The organism is Candidatus Saccharibacteria bacterium oral taxon 488, from assembly GCA_013099195.1.
GTDB lineage: Bacteria > Patescibacteriota > Saccharimonadia > Saccharimonadales > Saccharimonadaceae > Nanosynbacter.
The window spans coordinates 560,401-574,609 of sequence record CP039999.1; the positions used below are offsets into that span (position 1 = coordinate 560,401).

Consider the following 14,209-nt stretch of genomic DNA (forward strand, 5'->3'; position numbering starts at 1 on the left):
AACGAGCGACACTACTGCATGATATACCACTGCGCAAATTGATGCCATTGCTGCAGCGTATCAGTCTCAACCGCCAAGCCTTGATCGCGCCGATCAAACACCTCGGATATCGTCAGGCCGTTACTACCATCCATCGTAATAATCTTGTTGACCGATGCGCCACTCTTGCCACGTGGCGGAGCCACAAACTTCCCCGGCTGATCAAAGATAAACGTCTGTAGATTATGCCCGTCGTAATAGGCGACAATGTCATGGAGAATAATCTGCCAATCATCTTTGTCGCGTAGCAAAGCCAAAAAATCCTCGGGCGCCAACCAGTGCGCAACATCCTTCATGTAACCACCGGGAAAGCCGCCGAGCGCGGGCACTTCCCAATTACTATCATTAACAACAACCGGCTTGCCAACCTTCTCGTACGCTGTCCGAACCTTAGCCTCGGTAATTTTCAATGGATCACGGTGCTGGATCTCATCAATATCGAGATTAATAATCTCCACCGCTATGTCGTATTGGCTCAGCGTAGCCGTTGCCTCCTCAATTTTACGCGGATTACCAGTGACGAGATTGATGTGTTTTGTCATGGGGCCGATTATAGCACCTCTCATTTTAGTGTGGCTGTAGCACTGGTTTTACCATAGGGGATCCTTCGTCAACCAACCTCACTCAGCGCCTTTATAATATCCTCATCCCGTGAGACCGCATGAATATTTGACAGTTGTAGAAACCATTTTGGGGTATCATGAACAACGACCACTGGTTTACCAAGCGCTATCGCCATGCCAACTTCGTAGCGCGCACTCTCCTGGTCGGATTCCCATAGATATACCAAAACATCGGCAGAACGGACAGCCTGAACTTCATCTTCTGGACTGAAATTTGTCTCGTCGTCTTTGTAATTATAGTACCAATTACACGGAATACTATAGCCGGAATCCTCTAGGATTTTTGCCACGCGATTCGCCCTGTCGAGATTTTTGCCAGCTAGGTAGATCACTTTCATATATAAATAATAGCATATGTTTATTCAAGTGTGGTGAGAAATTGACGGACGGCATCGATTGGCTTGAATAAGCGGTACGTCTCAGCGTCCTCATCTGGCGTTAATTCGGCACGAGTTTTACCCTCGTAGCCATCCGGGCAAAATATTTTATCCCAGCCAAAGCCGCCATCGCCTATGGGATGCTCAGAGATGGCGCCATGAAGTTCAGCGCGAAATAACTTGATCCGCTGGCCGTCGTAGTAGCCAAATACACATGCCGCCACTGCCGATCGATCGCCAAAGCCATCAAGCATCCGGCAAAGATTCTCTAAACCGTTCGGCGCCTCGACAAAAAACTTGATGAACGGACCCGGCAGTCCACCGAGCGCCATAAATTCAAGCGCCACATCCTCAACCAAAACCGGACATTTGGCGACCATATACGCCTGGCGAACCTTATGCTCAACAATCTCTTCCAAGCTCGTTGATTGAATCTCCATTAAATCAACTGCCCGGTGCGCTAGCGGCAAGCCCAGCACGCGCGCTAGAGCATCTGCTTTGTGTTGATTGCCGGTGATAAACGTAACCGCCTTCATCACACTTGCTCTCGAGTTTCAGAGTTTACGTTCTCAAATCGCGGCACCGATTGTCCGTCCAGCACTACTGTTTCCGTAAACATACTGACGGGGCGGGCGAATAGTTCATATTCATTTTCATAGAGAGGTCGATAGATCACCAAAAGATCTTCCGTCTCAGTTTCCAATGCGAGGCCGATCACCTCGTACAGCTTGCCTGATTTGCTGTGCCGGTATACACCCTTGCTAATCCTCGTACGATGGCTCTGCTCTTCGCTCACTGTTTCTTCATGATACTTCCCTGGCTGAGCACGCAGTACTTCCACCCATCTACTGTCATCCGTAAAATCATTGTATTCAATATAGTGCCGATTATCAAAGCCACCATTATCCTGCTTTTTGCGCGCCATTTCTTCTTGAACTTGCTCTATAGAAAAGCCAAAGGCCTGGCGCAGCGCATCAACGACTTCTTGCAAATCAGCCAGCTCTTTGAGCGATTCATCGCGCTGATTATCATCCAGTGGAATTTCGTCCGCCTCCTCGTGAACCTTACGAATCAGCTCACGACGAAACGCTTGTTTGTCTAATGTCCGGTACTCCGTATGTAAAAATTCTGGATCATCCAGGCACTTTTTTACCACTTTGTCACGCACTAATTTTTGTAAGTAAAATCGGATCATATATATTCCCCTTTATTCTTGTAGCATACGCGTCAGTTCCTGTTCATCAATAATTTTCGTGCCGTATTGTTCGGCTTTTTTCAGCTTACTGGCGCCGACTTTACCACCGGCTACTAGATATGTTGTATCTTTTGCAACAGCGGCTTGGAAGGTGCCGCCGAGATTGCGGATTCTTTCAGCAGCAGCGTCGCGCCCCATCGACTGCAGAGTGCCGGTGATGACAAAACTTTGGCCAGCCAGGCGATCAGATTTTCGACTAAACTGCAGCGCCACACCCAAGTCAGCAAATTTTTCGAGCAGCGTCACATTATCTTCATCAGCAAACCATGCCACGATTGACTCGGCAACAATTTCACCCACACCATCCACTTCGCGCAGCTTATCAATGGTCGCGCGAGACATAGCCTCAAGACTCTCAAAGTGGTTTGCGAGGTCAATCGCTGTCTGCATGCCAACATGACGAACGCCGAGACCAAACAAAAATCGCTCCAACGCTGGCTGCTTTTTAGCGGCAATGGCATCGATGAGCTTTTGCGCGGAAATATCAGCAAAGCGCTCCAACTGCAGCAAATCATCTTTCGTCAACCGGTAAATATCCGCCAGATCATTGACCAGCCCAGCCTCAACCAGCGCCTCGACATTTTTCTCGCCCAATGTGTCGATGTCTAGGGCACCTTTGGATGCAAAGTGTGCCAGCGATCGCTTCAAAATCAGTGGACCGCTCAAACCTTTAACGCGGTAGACTGCCTCACCCTCTGGCCGCACAAACTCTAGCTCCGGATATTGGCGCGACAGTTCTGCCGAATAATCAATTGGCTTAGAATCTGCCGGCCGCAATTCTTTCAGTACGGTTTGTACCTGCGGGATGATATCTCCCGCCTTGAAAATCACCACCGTATCGCCGCAGCGCACATCCAGCCGAGCAATTTCGTCGGCATTATGCAGACTAGCATGCTGCACCGTCGTACCAGCCACCACCACCGGGTCGAACACCGCTACTGGCGTAGCTGCACCGGTTCGACCGATGGAAATAACCATATCGCGGACGATGGTTGTGGCTTCTTCGGCGGCAAATTTATAGGCCACTGCGGCTCGCGGTGTCTTGCCAACGATGCCCAGCTCGGCAAACTGTCGCCGGTCGTTGAGCTTGATGACTGCTCCGTCGGTATTAAACTGAAGCGACTGACGCAGCTCATCAAGATGATTAACATAGCTCATCACCTCATCCAAGCCATAGACAATTTGCGTCTGCCGACTCGTGGTGATACCCAGCTCGTTCATCATCTGATAGCCAAAGGCAATCGTCGGCGTGTCCTCGAGGTTTTCACGAATAATGTCATAGCCAACGAAATGTAGCGGACGCTCAGCCACCAATTTTGGGTCAAGCTGACGAATCGTCCCCGCTGCTAGATTACGAGGATTGGCAAATTCTGGCTGACCGGCCGCTCGCCGACGCTGGTTTAATGCTGCAAAGTCAGCCTTGTGCATCACAATTTCACCACGAATTTCCGTTCGGCCGCGCAAAAAATGAGCAAATCGCTGATTGGCACGCAGGGTCAGCGGCACATTCTGAATCGTCCGCACATTCATGGTCACATCTTCACCAACTAATCCGTCGCCGCGCGTCACGGCCCGCGTCAGCACACCGTCCTCATAAATTAGCGCACAGGCCAGGCCATCCATCTTGATATCACACAAAAATTCTTCGGTAATATCCTGCTGCACTTTTTTCATGCGCTGTATCCACGCCGCAACCTCTTCTCGGTCAAACACGTCTTGGAGCGAAATCATTCGTGTTTGATGCTGGACCTTGGCGAATTTACTGAGCGCTTTTCCCGCCACCCGCTGGGTTGGGCTGTCTGGTGTGATGAGGTCCGGAAATTGCTCTTCCAGCTGCGACAGTTCATGCTTCAGGCTATCAGCTGCCGCCTCACTCATGATCGATTCGTCGAGCACATGATAATGATAGCGATAATCATTGATCAGATCTCGCAGTTTGACAATTCGTTGCTCGGCCGCCTGCCGGTCAAGCTGGCGCACTGTCATCAGCGACGACCTTTCGGTAGAATAGATAGATGTAGCACGCCGAGGCAACAATCGAGAACGCCACTAACATCAACGCCACGAGCGGCACCAGCGGCAGCCAGTTCAACGCCGGTATCACCGTTTTGAGTGCACCATCAATCGTAATGACCGGAATAAGCACCGCCGCCCAAACCACGGCAAGCACCAGCAGCAGCCACATTAATCGCAGCAAAATTCGCATCCGCCGCCCCAAGACAACATCCGAGGCCAGTCGCGCCGCTTCTAGTGGATACATCCCCGGTAGAGTGATAATTACCATAGCAAACAGCGTACTTGTCAGCCAGTATATCGACAAGGTGACGATTAATATGGTGGCGCCGGCCGCCAACATCAACACCACCGTCTGCTGCAACATGCCTGACGTGTCGGCTGCTCCATAAATAATGACCGCTATCGCTGCTGGTAATAATTGAATAAGCGCGATAAACACTAGGATCGACAGAGCGATGACTGGCGCGCCCGCATTATACAGCCCATCACGAATCTTTGGGCGCCTACCAGCAGTCACACCGCGAACCAGCCAAATCGTCGTCAGCCATATATACAGCCCGATCAGCGCGCCAATAACCTGCTGCGACGATGCTACGCCACCCGTCGAACCACCGAGCTGATTGGTAACCACGCCAGTAAATAGCATCAACGTCGGCACAATAGTGCCCAGGGCGCCCCCCTGATTCGTTCCATTGATCGTATCCTTTAGCTGCTGATATGTGTCTTGTGAAATCAACCCCGACAGCAACACACCCAGCACCGCGTATATCGCCGTCAACCCAACGAATATCCGCCAGTGCTTTCGCATCAGTTGCCATGCTTGTTTGGTCAGCGCAAAGTAGCCTGGCAACTTGAGCGAACGACGATAGTCACGTCGCTTGGTCACTCGAAAACTACGGTGCGGCCGACGGCGGAGAAAGGCTTGGCGGCGCTGCGTTAGTCGCTGCCAAGCCTTATTAAGCCTCTCTTTTAACGATACTGTTTTCTTTGTCGCGGCGCGACTATCTGCTTTTGAAGTTGCTCGTTTACGCCGCGTGGTGTGTTGTTTTTTGGTTGACTTCGTCATGATTACATCTTCGTTGCATTACTTCGCAGGCGTGCGATTCGATCTTCTAGTGGCGGATGGGTGCTAAATAACTTTGAGAAAAAGCCAGGACGCAGCGGATTATTCATAAACAAGTTCGCTGTTGAGGTGCTCTGCTTGCGCATTGGCCGACCATAACTTTGTAACTTCTCCAGTGCCATCGCCAGCCCCTCCGAGTCGCGAGTCAATAATGCACCCGAAGCGTCCGCAAGATACTCGCGCTGGCGGCTGACTGCCAGTTGCGTAATCGTTGCTAAAATCGGTGCCAAGATTACTACTATAATACCCACGACGTAGACAATCGGGCTGGTATCCCCGTCATCATCATCGCCATATATCATCATCCGGAGTGCGATATCAGCAAGCAACCCAATGGCACTCACCAACCCAAAGGCAATCATACTAACGCGAATATCGTAATTACGCACATGGCTCATCTCGTGCGCCATCACCGCCTCGAGTTCGCGCTTGTCCATAATTTCTAGCAGCCCAGTAGTCGCACCGACGATAGCGTGCTTTGGATCGCGGCCCGTCGCAAACGCGTTTGGCGCTGGGTCATCAATGATATAGACTTTTGGCATCGGCATACCGGAGGTAATCGCCAGGTTTTCTACTACTCGCCACAGCTCCGGCGCATCCTTCTTTTCAATCTGCTGCGCACCGCTCATCGCCATGGCCAATTTACCAGCAATATAATATTGTAACCACGCATAAAGCAGCGCACAACCGACAATGATCACCGATAATGAATAATTCCGTAGATACATACCGACCAGCACACCGATTACGCCGATAATCGCTACAAACACTGCCATGATCAGCACGGTGTTTCGCTTATTATGAGAGATTGCACTATACATGTAGTTATTATACCAAAAACCGCCCGCCGAAAATAGGCGAGCGGCTTAGTTCAGGCAAAGATTATCCTGCCTTAGAATTTCACCTCGACCGGATTTTCAATGCTTGCTCGATCAGCAACCTCAAAGAATTCTTTTGCCTGGAAGCCGAACATGCCAGCAACTATGTTAGCCGGGAACCTTTGAATCCTTGTGTTCAGATCGCGAACGCCGCCATTATAAAACCGGCGTGATGCTTGAATTTTATCCTCAGTGTCAACCAGTTCCTGCTGCAGTTGCATGAAGTTTTGGTTAGCCTTCAAGTCTGGATAAGCCTCGGCTACCGCGAACAGGCTCTTCAACGCACCTTCGAGCATGTTCTCTGCTTCGGCAGTATCCTTCACACCTTTAGCTTCCATAATGGCTGAACGAGCCTCAGTAACCTTTTCAAATACTTCTTTTTCGTGTGTCGCGTAACCCTTAACTGAGTTAACCAGGTTCGGGATCAAGTCAGTCCGGCGTTTGAGCTGGACAGTGATATCACTCCATGCTTCCTCGACGCGGTTACGCAGCGTCACCAGTCCGTTGTACGTACCGATCAAAAACGCCACGATCAGAACGATAACGACACCAACGATAATTAAGGTTATTATTACTGCATCCATGTTCTATTCTCCTTATGGTTAGTACCTTATACACATAATTATACCATACACACGAGTCGTATAGTGGCAAAATCATGCCAACTCATTGTTGACACGCAGCTCATCATAGTCGTATACTTATTCATATAAATCATATTTATATGAAAGAAAGGAATTATATGACAAAACCAAAGAGTAGACATGCTTGGACAGTCAAGGTTGGCGAACGCGGGCAAATTGTGATACCCAAAGAGGCACGAGATATTTTTAATATCAAGCCTGGCGATACACTTATCATGCTCGGCGACAAGCAGCAAGGAATTGCTATTCCGACTAAGAATAAAGTCATTGATACAATCACCGCCGTACTCAATGATACGGAGATGAAATCATGAATGCAATCACTGCGACCAACTTAACAAAACGCTACGGTGACTTTGTCGCAGTCGACAGCCTTAATCTATCAATTGAAAAGGGTGAGTTATTTTCACTACTTGGTGTCAATGGTGCAGGTAAGACGACATTGATTAAAATGTTATCTTGCTTAAGCCAACCAACACAAGGTGATGCTATTTTACTCGGCAATAGTATTACCGAAAAACCTCAGGCAGTCAAACAGATGATCAACGTTTCACCGCAAGAAACTGCTGTAGCTGGTAATTTATCAGTCCGCGAGAATCTCGAACTGATCGCTGGACTCTACGGACAATCTGCTCATAACGCCAGTGAGAGCGCCTCGCGTATGGCAAGCCAATTCAAACTCGAAACTGTCGAACATAAAAAAGCTAAGCATTTGTCTGGCGGCATGCAGCGACGCCTGTCGATCGCCATGGCACTCATCTCAAATCCAAAAATATTATTCATTGACGAACCAACGCTAGGTCTTGATATTTTTTCGCGCCGTGAGTTATGGGAGGCGATCCAGTTGCTCAAAGGTACAGTGACGACGCTGTTGACAACCCACTATCTCGAGGAAATTGAAGCATTGTCTGATCGTGTCGGCGTTATGGCGCGCGGCAAGCTCGTGGCAATCGGTACAGTGGCAGAACTACAAAAACAAACTAATACACGCACCCTTGAGGATGCGTTTGTCGCACTTGTAGGAGATATTCGATGAGAGCTTTACTATTTGCTAAACGCTGTACAAAAGAAGTTGTACGCGATCCGATCAATCTATTCTTTGGATTAGTCTTTCCACTCGTTTTGCTTGGACTACTCTCTATTATAAATGCCAGCATTCCCGCCGAAGCCAATAACACTATGTTTGCCATCAGAAATTTGGCACCAGGTATCGCAATGTTCGGTACGGCATTCCTAGCACTATTCTCAGGTATGCTCCTAGCAAAAGACCGAACTTCATCATTCCTGATGCGTCTGTTTACCTCGCCTATGACAGCCCGAGATTTTATCATTGGATACACAATTCCGATGATTATCATTGCTACCATGCAGGCAGTGATTACCCTCGTTATCGCCTGCTTTATCGGGCTCGACTTTTCAGTACACATTCTTGGGGCAATCGTTATTACAACGGTAACGTCGCTTCTGTTTGTTGGATGTGGGTTATTCTTCGGCAGTCTCATTAACGAACGAGCAGTTGGCGGCATATGCGGCGCCCTGCTCACCAATGTCGCTGGCTGGCTGTCGGGCGTATTTGTCCCGGTCGATCTCATCGGCGGTGGCTTTAAAATGGTTGCAGAAGCACTGCCATTTTATCACAGTGTTGCCGCCATTAAAGGCAGCATTGAGGGGAATTGGCAAGTCATCACACCACATCTACTGATTGTTTTGTGTTATACCACCGTTATCTTTACACTCGCTATCTATATCTTTCGGCGAAAGATGACCGGACGAAACACCTAATTTATCTGGATCTGGCACCCTAGAATTCAACTATCCATAACGAAAGCCGCCTTTTATCGGCGGCTTTTGTAACAATTGTGGTGCGATTTTACGCCCACGCTCGAACCTATTTTAGCACAAAGTAGCTGCGCTGAAAAAGATCAGGGCAAAGCCCTGTTCGGCGGGTCGCCCGCGCCCCGACCCGCCGAAATTCTTTAAGTGGGGACTAATTGGATATTGTATAGGTCTTATGAATACCTACAAATATCCATATGTATTTACAGTATCATCGCGACCTGTTAATCTCTTTTTTTATCATATCCCTTAAGATTTTTGACTTACTTTTATTTGTTTTGTACGCCGCCCAGCGCAAATAGTTATAGATTTCGCGGTCGATAAAAAAGTTGAACCTTAAATCTTGGGATGAAATATCATTTAGCTTTAAAAAATCTTCGATTATAGCATTGAGTGTCTTCTCAGAATAATTCTTAAGAATGACCATATTATTATCTGCAAGCCCCTGCAACATTTTATCTACTTTACTATTCTTGGTCAAAAGCAAAACAGGCTTATTTAGATGGATAGCCATTGCTACTTGATAACCAATACCAAAGCTGTCGTATGTCACCTCGGCTATGATAACATCAGCCTTAGATACAAGTTCCAGGTTTTCGCTCGCTATAGAAGCTGGTTTTTTCTTGAGATTATTCTTCAGCCTGTGTCTTGCTGCGCTTATCCAATCCTGGGCTATATTGTGTCCCGCTTTAGATATTGATTCAGTAATTAGGTTTAGACGTCTGCTATTCTTGCGTAGGGATACGGTTGAGGTTGTTAGATGAACTATCATGGTAGCATAGTATCATATCATCTGTGTAAAGTATAAGTATTTACACACAACATGTGTATGTTATAATCATAACTATGATACGGGTAGCTCATATAATGCCAACTGAATATCAAGAAAATTTAGTTGCCGATGGTGTGTGCTTTGATATTCAAATGAGTTTAGCTCACCTCGTACTAGAAGATGTCAGCTACCGAGAACTATTCTCAAAACCTATCAGAAGTAGCTTTTTAATACTTGATAACTCGGCCTTTGAACTCGGCGAATCTATCGACAGTAATGATTTAATGTTGGCCATTGCTAAAGTTAGTCCAGATGAAATAGTTCTGCCAGACTCACTATACAATCACAACTCTACTATGAAACTTATGCAAGATTTTATTGCAAGGCACAGAGATTACCTGTCTAATATGTCACTAATGGCCGTTCCTCATGGGAAAAGCATAGACGAGTATATCGAGTCGTACAGAATAATGTCATCTCTTGACTATGTATCAACTATTGGTATCGGTACTATATATAATGACAAGTTTGCAGAAGACGGAATTCTCGGAAGAGAAAAGATAGTCCGTGAGTTAATAAATAGAAATTTGGTGGCAGATAAAGCACATCACTTACTTGGACTGGGTGATAGTGGCAATATAGAACTTATCCGACTATCTAAATATGATTTCATAAGATCTTGTGATTCAAGCGCAGCGTATGTTAATGCTCGTGCTGGCACTAGAATAACGTCAGACGGCTACAAAAAAGATAGGATTAAGGTGGATTTTTCAGCAAATTTTGATAAGCGTATTTACAAAATTATGTTGCATAACATGAAGACCTTGGAGGAGGCGGCAAAATGAGGCGAGGATTCAAGATCTCGCTTGAGGGAATAGATGGAGCTGGGAAAACAACGCAACTTAGACATGTAGTTAGCCATCTGCAAGACTCAGGGTTCAACCCCATGATCAAGCCGTGCAGAAACAATACAAATAGCGATGAGCTGGATGGTCGACTTCTGTCAATTATTAAGCGAGATGAGGAGATGCGGAGGTACCCAATAACCGACGCACTGGCAAGTGCCGCACGAACACTATATGTTGACGAAAAGACCATAAACCCTCACCTTGAAAAAGGCGGGGTGGTCGTAGCTGACAGAGATATTGACACTGCAATAGCATACTCATTACCAGATCTGCAGAAATCCTATCCTGAGGTAGATATTGATTTGCATGTAACTTGGATGTTGGGAGTTTACAGTGTTCGGCATGCCATGCCTGATTTGACCATCTATCTTGATATTGCACCAGAAAGAGCGCTAAGCAGAGCTCTTAACGATGACATCCCGAATGAGCGCATAATATTCAATGATCAAGACCTCGTTTTCATGCAATCTGTTCAGCAGGGATATAGTAGGCTCATAGAAAGAAGCCCCGACAGAATTTACCCTATTGACGTAAACGATAAATCTATAGACGAAGTATCAGAGGAAATCTCTCATCATATCAATTGGTTTATTAACAGGAGGGATTTACCGTGAACGCTGCCGATGAGATGCTGGTCACAAAGCGAGGTTGGTCTGTTCGCCAGCCTGTTAACGAGCCTGTCGTTATCTTAATGTCTGGCGGGATAGACTCATCAGTTTTAGCAGAGCTCTGTATAAAAAATTTAGGTAATATACTTTATCCACTCTATATAAAGAGAGGTGCCAAAGCAGAATTAAGAGAATTAGAGGCAACTCAAAAAATTATAAATTATTTACGAAACTTATATCCTGAAAATATTAAAGATCTCAAAACAGTTTCTTGTGAGGTTGTACCTAAAGAACTATACGATTCTTGGGGTTCTGAAGAAGTGCAAATAAAGGGGCTGCCTTTGCGAAATATAATGCTAATCTCTCTCGCCGTCCAATATGCCACCTCACTCAAGGAGACTATACGAACGGTGATAATAGGCGCAGAAAAGGTGCTTCCTGAGGGGTCGGAATATCCAGATATGAGCCTATTGTCCCTCGTTGCTGATACGATCATGGTCTGTTCCAATACTAATGATTGGGATTGGCAGGTAATGTCACCATTGATGATATCTGGGCTATTTCCACACAAAGACTACGTGACAAAAAACGATTTAGTATTATGGGCTCAGTCCAATAATTTTCCCCTAGACGATACTTACTCCTGTACTAGTGGTAATGAAGAATGTTTTTTATGCAAGAGCTGCATGGCAAAGAAAAGAATAATTCAATAAAGGAGGGGCTTTATGAATATAACCTACGCCACAACCAACAAATATAAATTAGCTGGAGCAAGCCAGGCATTATTGGGGGCGGGTCTAACACTCACAGCTCCCGACAGGGAGCTACCTGATGTACCGGAAATTCAATCAGATAGCCAAGAAGAAGTATCCATTGATAAAGCTCAAAAATACTACGAACTACTAAAGAGCCCACTGGTTGTTATGGATTCTGGACTGTTCATCAAAAGCCTCAAAGGTTTTCCAGGGGTTTATACGAAGTACGCACTTGATACTATCGGCATAGAAAACATAGTAAAATTGCTTAAAGATGACAGAGGGGCATACACTCGGCGTACGGTTACGTATCTAGATGGACTAGAAATCAAGACGTTTACGTACAAAGTGCATGGTGAATTACTCAGCGAACCACGCGGCGAGAATGGTCGTGACTACGATAAATATTTCAAAGTTGATGGCGCAAACAAGACGATAGCTGAGATGAGTGACGATGAAAAGACCGACATGATAGCTGCAGTATGGAAGGAGTTAGCACAGTGGTTGCAGCAAAAATAAGTTCAGCAGAGGCGAAACTGATCGACGCCATAAAAGATTATTTATCAGAGAAGGGTGAAGACATTAACAGAGATGGCTTAATTGACACGCCAGAGAGGTTTGTTAAACAATTAAATGAAAATCTTCGTGGTTATAGCCTAGACCCTAATGATTTCGCAAAAGTTTTTGACAGCGATGGGTATACAGATCTTATATACATAAGGGATATAGATTTTAGTAGCCAATGTGAGCACCATATGGTGCCGTTCATGGGCAAGGTTGACGTAGCCTATTTGCCAGACGGTAAGATTTTAGGACTATCAAAGTTTGCGCGTATAGTAGATGCCTACGGAAAACGACTACAGGTTCAAGAAAGACTTACAAAACAGGTTGCTGACCTTCTCGAGGATACATTGAAGCCCAAGTTGCTAATAGTTAGAATGGTAGCGCAACATACTTGTATGAGCACCCGCGGGGTGTGCAAACCTGGTAGCACGACCGAAACGGTTGTAATTCGCGGGGATGTTGAAAAATATAAACATTACATCAGCCACTTTCAGCGTATGATAGAAAGGTAATAAATGATAAGTATTACGAGACAATTCGAATGGGATATGGGACACAGAGTTACTAATCATATGTCCTTATGTAAAAATCCACATGGACACAGGTATAGATTGCTTATCGAGATATCGGGCGATATAAAGAATAAAAACGATAAACCCGACCAGGGCATGGTTTTAGACTTTGGAGACCTCAAAAGGCTAATCAATGAAGAAATAGTTGACAAGCTAGATCATTCATTTATGTACTGGGATAAGGACGATGTTATGTCAGACTTTGCTAAGAATAACAAAGAGCTTAAGTTTATCGAGACATCATTTGTGCCTACTGCTGAATGTATTGTTGAATATATCGCCATAACCCTACAGAAGCTATTTGAAAACAAGCTACCCGGCATTGCCTTGGAGTCTGCTACGCTTTTTGAAACACCAAATTGTAGTGCGAAATGGTCTCGAGATTAAAATGACAGAAAAATATATTCCTACTGTCGAGGAAAAAGATACGTATAGAGCGCGTCGCGATTTTTTGAGTATAAGTGGCGATGGTATTTTTGCAACTTTACAAGGTGAAGGAGTTACAGCTGGGCATCCAGCTGTGTTTTTGAGATTGCAAGACTGTAACCTACATTGCGGTAAGGATGGTATTGGCTGGCGCTGTGATGCATGGTATACATGGGACAGGTCGACACCTGAATTTTGGAAAGAGCGCCAAAATAATCCACCTCATGAGGTTGCAGAAGAAATTTCCTCTGCGTGGCTTGAGGCGTTTGGCAGTACAGAAGCGGAACCCAGGCTTGTCATTACTGGCGGAGAACCCCTACTGCAGCAAGACAGAATTGTAGAGTTATTGAAACTACTGAACGGATGGCAATTTGAAATTGAGACCAATGGTACAATTGTGCCACGGGTAGAATTGCAGAATTGTCAGATTAACTGCTCGCCAAAGCTTTCAAGTAGCGGAAATTCAGTCCGTTCAAGATATAGACCAGAAGTACTTCATGCTATATCCAATCTTAGCAATTCATGGTTTAAGTTTGTCATCTCTAGTCCTGAAGATGAAGGCGAAATACAGACAATAGTAAGAGAATGTAGTATATTGCCAGAGAAAATACTACTGATGAGTGAGGGCGTTAGTCGTGACACGCTGGAGACAAGAGATAGCCTTATTGAATTAATAGCGTCTCGTATTGGCGCGGTTGCTATAAGGCGCAATCAAATATTTTGGTTTGGGGACAGACGCAGAACTTGAAATTATTAACACGACTCTGTAGCCATACGCAATATATACAATATACAATATCCAATTAGTCCCCA

Annotated in this window: 19 protein-coding genes; 10 read left to right on the plus strand and 9 right to left on the minus strand. The window is 45.9% G+C overall.

All coding sequences use genetic code 11. The features are described from left to right. Positions 1 to 11: 11 nt before the first annotated feature. From FBF28_02950 to FBF28_02985, 8 genes are all read right to left on the minus strand, one after another. On the minus strand, positions 12 to 605 hold the full coding sequence (locus FBF28_02950; GenBank protein ID QJU08506.1) for a hypothetical protein: 594 nt from the start codon (positions 603 to 605) through the stop codon (positions 12 to 14). Positions 606 to 649: 44 nt separating this feature from the next. Beyond that, on the minus strand, positions 650 to 1,000 hold the full coding sequence (locus tag FBF28_02955) for a hypothetical protein (GenBank protein QJU08507.1): 351 nt from the start codon (positions 998 to 1,000) through the stop codon (positions 650 to 652). Positions 1,001 to 1,020: 20 nt separating this feature from the next. After that, positions 1,021 to 1,575: a non-canonical purine NTP pyrophosphatase gene (locus FBF28_02960; protein QJU08813.1), complete on the minus strand. Its 555-nt coding sequence runs from the start codon at positions 1,573 to 1,575 to the stop codon at positions 1,021 to 1,023. Beyond that, the gene (locus FBF28_02965) at positions 1,575 to 1,805 is read right to left on the minus strand and encodes a DUF1653 domain-containing protein (GenBank protein QJU08814.1); all 231 of its coding nucleotides are present in this window, start codon (positions 1,803 to 1,805) and stop codon (positions 1,575 to 1,577) included. Before FBF28_02965 ends, FBF28_02960 begins: the two co-directional genes overlap by 1 nt. A 441-nt stretch (positions 1,806 to 2,246) precedes the next feature. Next, positions 2,247 to 4,280, minus strand: coding sequence for an NAD-dependent DNA ligase LigA (gene ligA / locus FBF28_02970; protein QJU08508.1), 2,034 nt, complete (start codon positions 4,278 to 4,280; stop codon positions 2,247 to 2,249). Then, a complete protein-coding gene (locus FBF28_02975; protein QJU08509.1) occupies positions 4,261 to 5,376 on the minus strand; it encodes a hypothetical protein in 1,116 nt (371 codons plus the stop codon). The genes ligA and FBF28_02975 overlap by 20 nt, the downstream gene beginning before the upstream one ends. A 2-nt stretch (positions 5,377 to 5,378) precedes the next feature. Next, positions 5,379 to 6,254: a protease gene (locus FBF28_02980; protein QJU08510.1), complete on the minus strand. Its 876-nt coding sequence runs from the start codon at positions 6,252 to 6,254 to the stop codon at positions 5,379 to 5,381. A gap of 71 nt (positions 6,255 to 6,325) precedes the next feature. After that, positions 6,326 to 6,895 (minus strand): LemA family protein, encoded by a 570-nt coding sequence (locus FBF28_02985; GenBank protein QJU08511.1) that lies wholly within the window; start codon positions 6,893 to 6,895, stop codon positions 6,326 to 6,328. Between the two features lie 158 nt (positions 6,896 to 7,053). Here FBF28_02985 and FBF28_02990 point away from each other — a divergent pair, with 158 nt between their 5' ends. The 3 genes from FBF28_02990 to FBF28_03000 are packed head-to-tail and all read left to right on the plus strand — an operon-like array spanning position 7,054 to position 8,737. Then, positions 7,054 to 7,269 carry an AbrB/MazE/SpoVT family DNA-binding domain-containing protein gene (locus FBF28_02990; GenBank protein QJU08512.1) on the plus strand — a complete coding sequence of 72 codons (216 nt, stop codon included), beginning with the start codon at positions 7,054 to 7,056 and terminating at the stop codon, positions 7,267 to 7,269. Then, entirely contained in the window at positions 7,266 to 7,991 is a 726-nt protein-coding gene (locus FBF28_02995; protein QJU08513.1) for an ABC transporter ATP-binding protein, read from the plus strand. Before FBF28_02990 ends, FBF28_02995 begins: the two co-directional genes overlap by 4 nt. Continuing rightward, the gene (locus tag FBF28_03000; protein QJU08514.1) at positions 7,988 to 8,737 is read left to right on the plus strand and encodes an ABC transporter permease; all 750 of its coding nucleotides are present in this window, start codon (positions 7,988 to 7,990) and stop codon (positions 8,735 to 8,737) included. Before FBF28_02995 ends, FBF28_03000 begins: the two co-directional genes overlap by 4 nt. Before the next feature lie 265 nt (positions 8,738 to 9,002). Here the strand turns inward: FBF28_03000 and FBF28_03005 are convergent, their stop codons facing one another. Continuing rightward, positions 9,003 to 9,563 carry a hypothetical protein gene (locus FBF28_03005; GenBank protein ID QJU08515.1) on the minus strand — a complete coding sequence of 187 codons (561 nt, stop codon included), beginning with the start codon at positions 9,561 to 9,563 and terminating at the stop codon, positions 9,003 to 9,005. 74 nt (positions 9,564 to 9,637) lie between these two features. Between FBF28_03005 and FBF28_03010 the strand changes: the two genes are divergently transcribed. Genes FBF28_03010 through FBF28_03040 form a run of 7 tightly spaced genes read left to right on the plus strand, consistent with a single transcriptional unit; the run spans position 9,638 to position 14,144 of the window. Further along, the gene (locus FBF28_03010; protein QJU08516.1) at positions 9,638 to 10,408 is read left to right on the plus strand and encodes a hypothetical protein; all 771 of its coding nucleotides are present in this window, start codon (positions 9,638 to 9,640) and stop codon (positions 10,406 to 10,408) included. Beyond that, entirely contained in the window at positions 10,405 to 11,085 is a 681-nt protein-coding gene (gene tmk / locus FBF28_03015; GenBank protein ID QJU08517.1) for a dTMP kinase, read from the plus strand. The genes FBF28_03010 and tmk overlap by 4 nt, the downstream gene beginning before the upstream one ends. Then, entirely contained in the window at positions 11,082 to 11,792 is a 711-nt protein-coding gene (locus tag FBF28_03020; GenBank protein QJU08518.1) for a hypothetical protein, read from the plus strand. Before tmk ends, FBF28_03020 begins: the two co-directional genes overlap by 4 nt. Before the next feature lie 12 nt (positions 11,793 to 11,804). After that, on the plus strand, positions 11,805 to 12,353 hold the full coding sequence (locus tag FBF28_03025; GenBank protein ID QJU08519.1) for a non-canonical purine NTP pyrophosphatase: 549 nt from the start codon (positions 11,805 to 11,807) through the stop codon (positions 12,351 to 12,353). Further along, on the plus strand, positions 12,317 to 12,910 hold the full coding sequence (locus FBF28_03030) for a GTP cyclohydrolase I (protein ID QJU08520.1): 594 nt from the start codon (positions 12,317 to 12,319) through the stop codon (positions 12,908 to 12,910). Before FBF28_03025 ends, FBF28_03030 begins: the two co-directional genes overlap by 37 nt. 3 nt (positions 12,911 to 12,913) lie before the next feature. Continuing rightward, a complete protein-coding gene (locus FBF28_03035; protein ID QJU08521.1) occupies positions 12,914 to 13,357 on the plus strand; it encodes a 6-carboxytetrahydropterin synthase in 444 nt (147 codons plus the stop codon). Between the two features lies 1 nt (position 13,358). Next, positions 13,359 to 14,144: a 4Fe-4S cluster-binding domain-containing protein gene (locus FBF28_03040; GenBank protein ID QJU08522.1), complete on the plus strand. Its 786-nt coding sequence runs from the start codon at positions 13,359 to 13,361 to the stop codon at positions 14,142 to 14,144. Positions 14,145 to 14,209 lie beyond the last annotated feature (65 nt).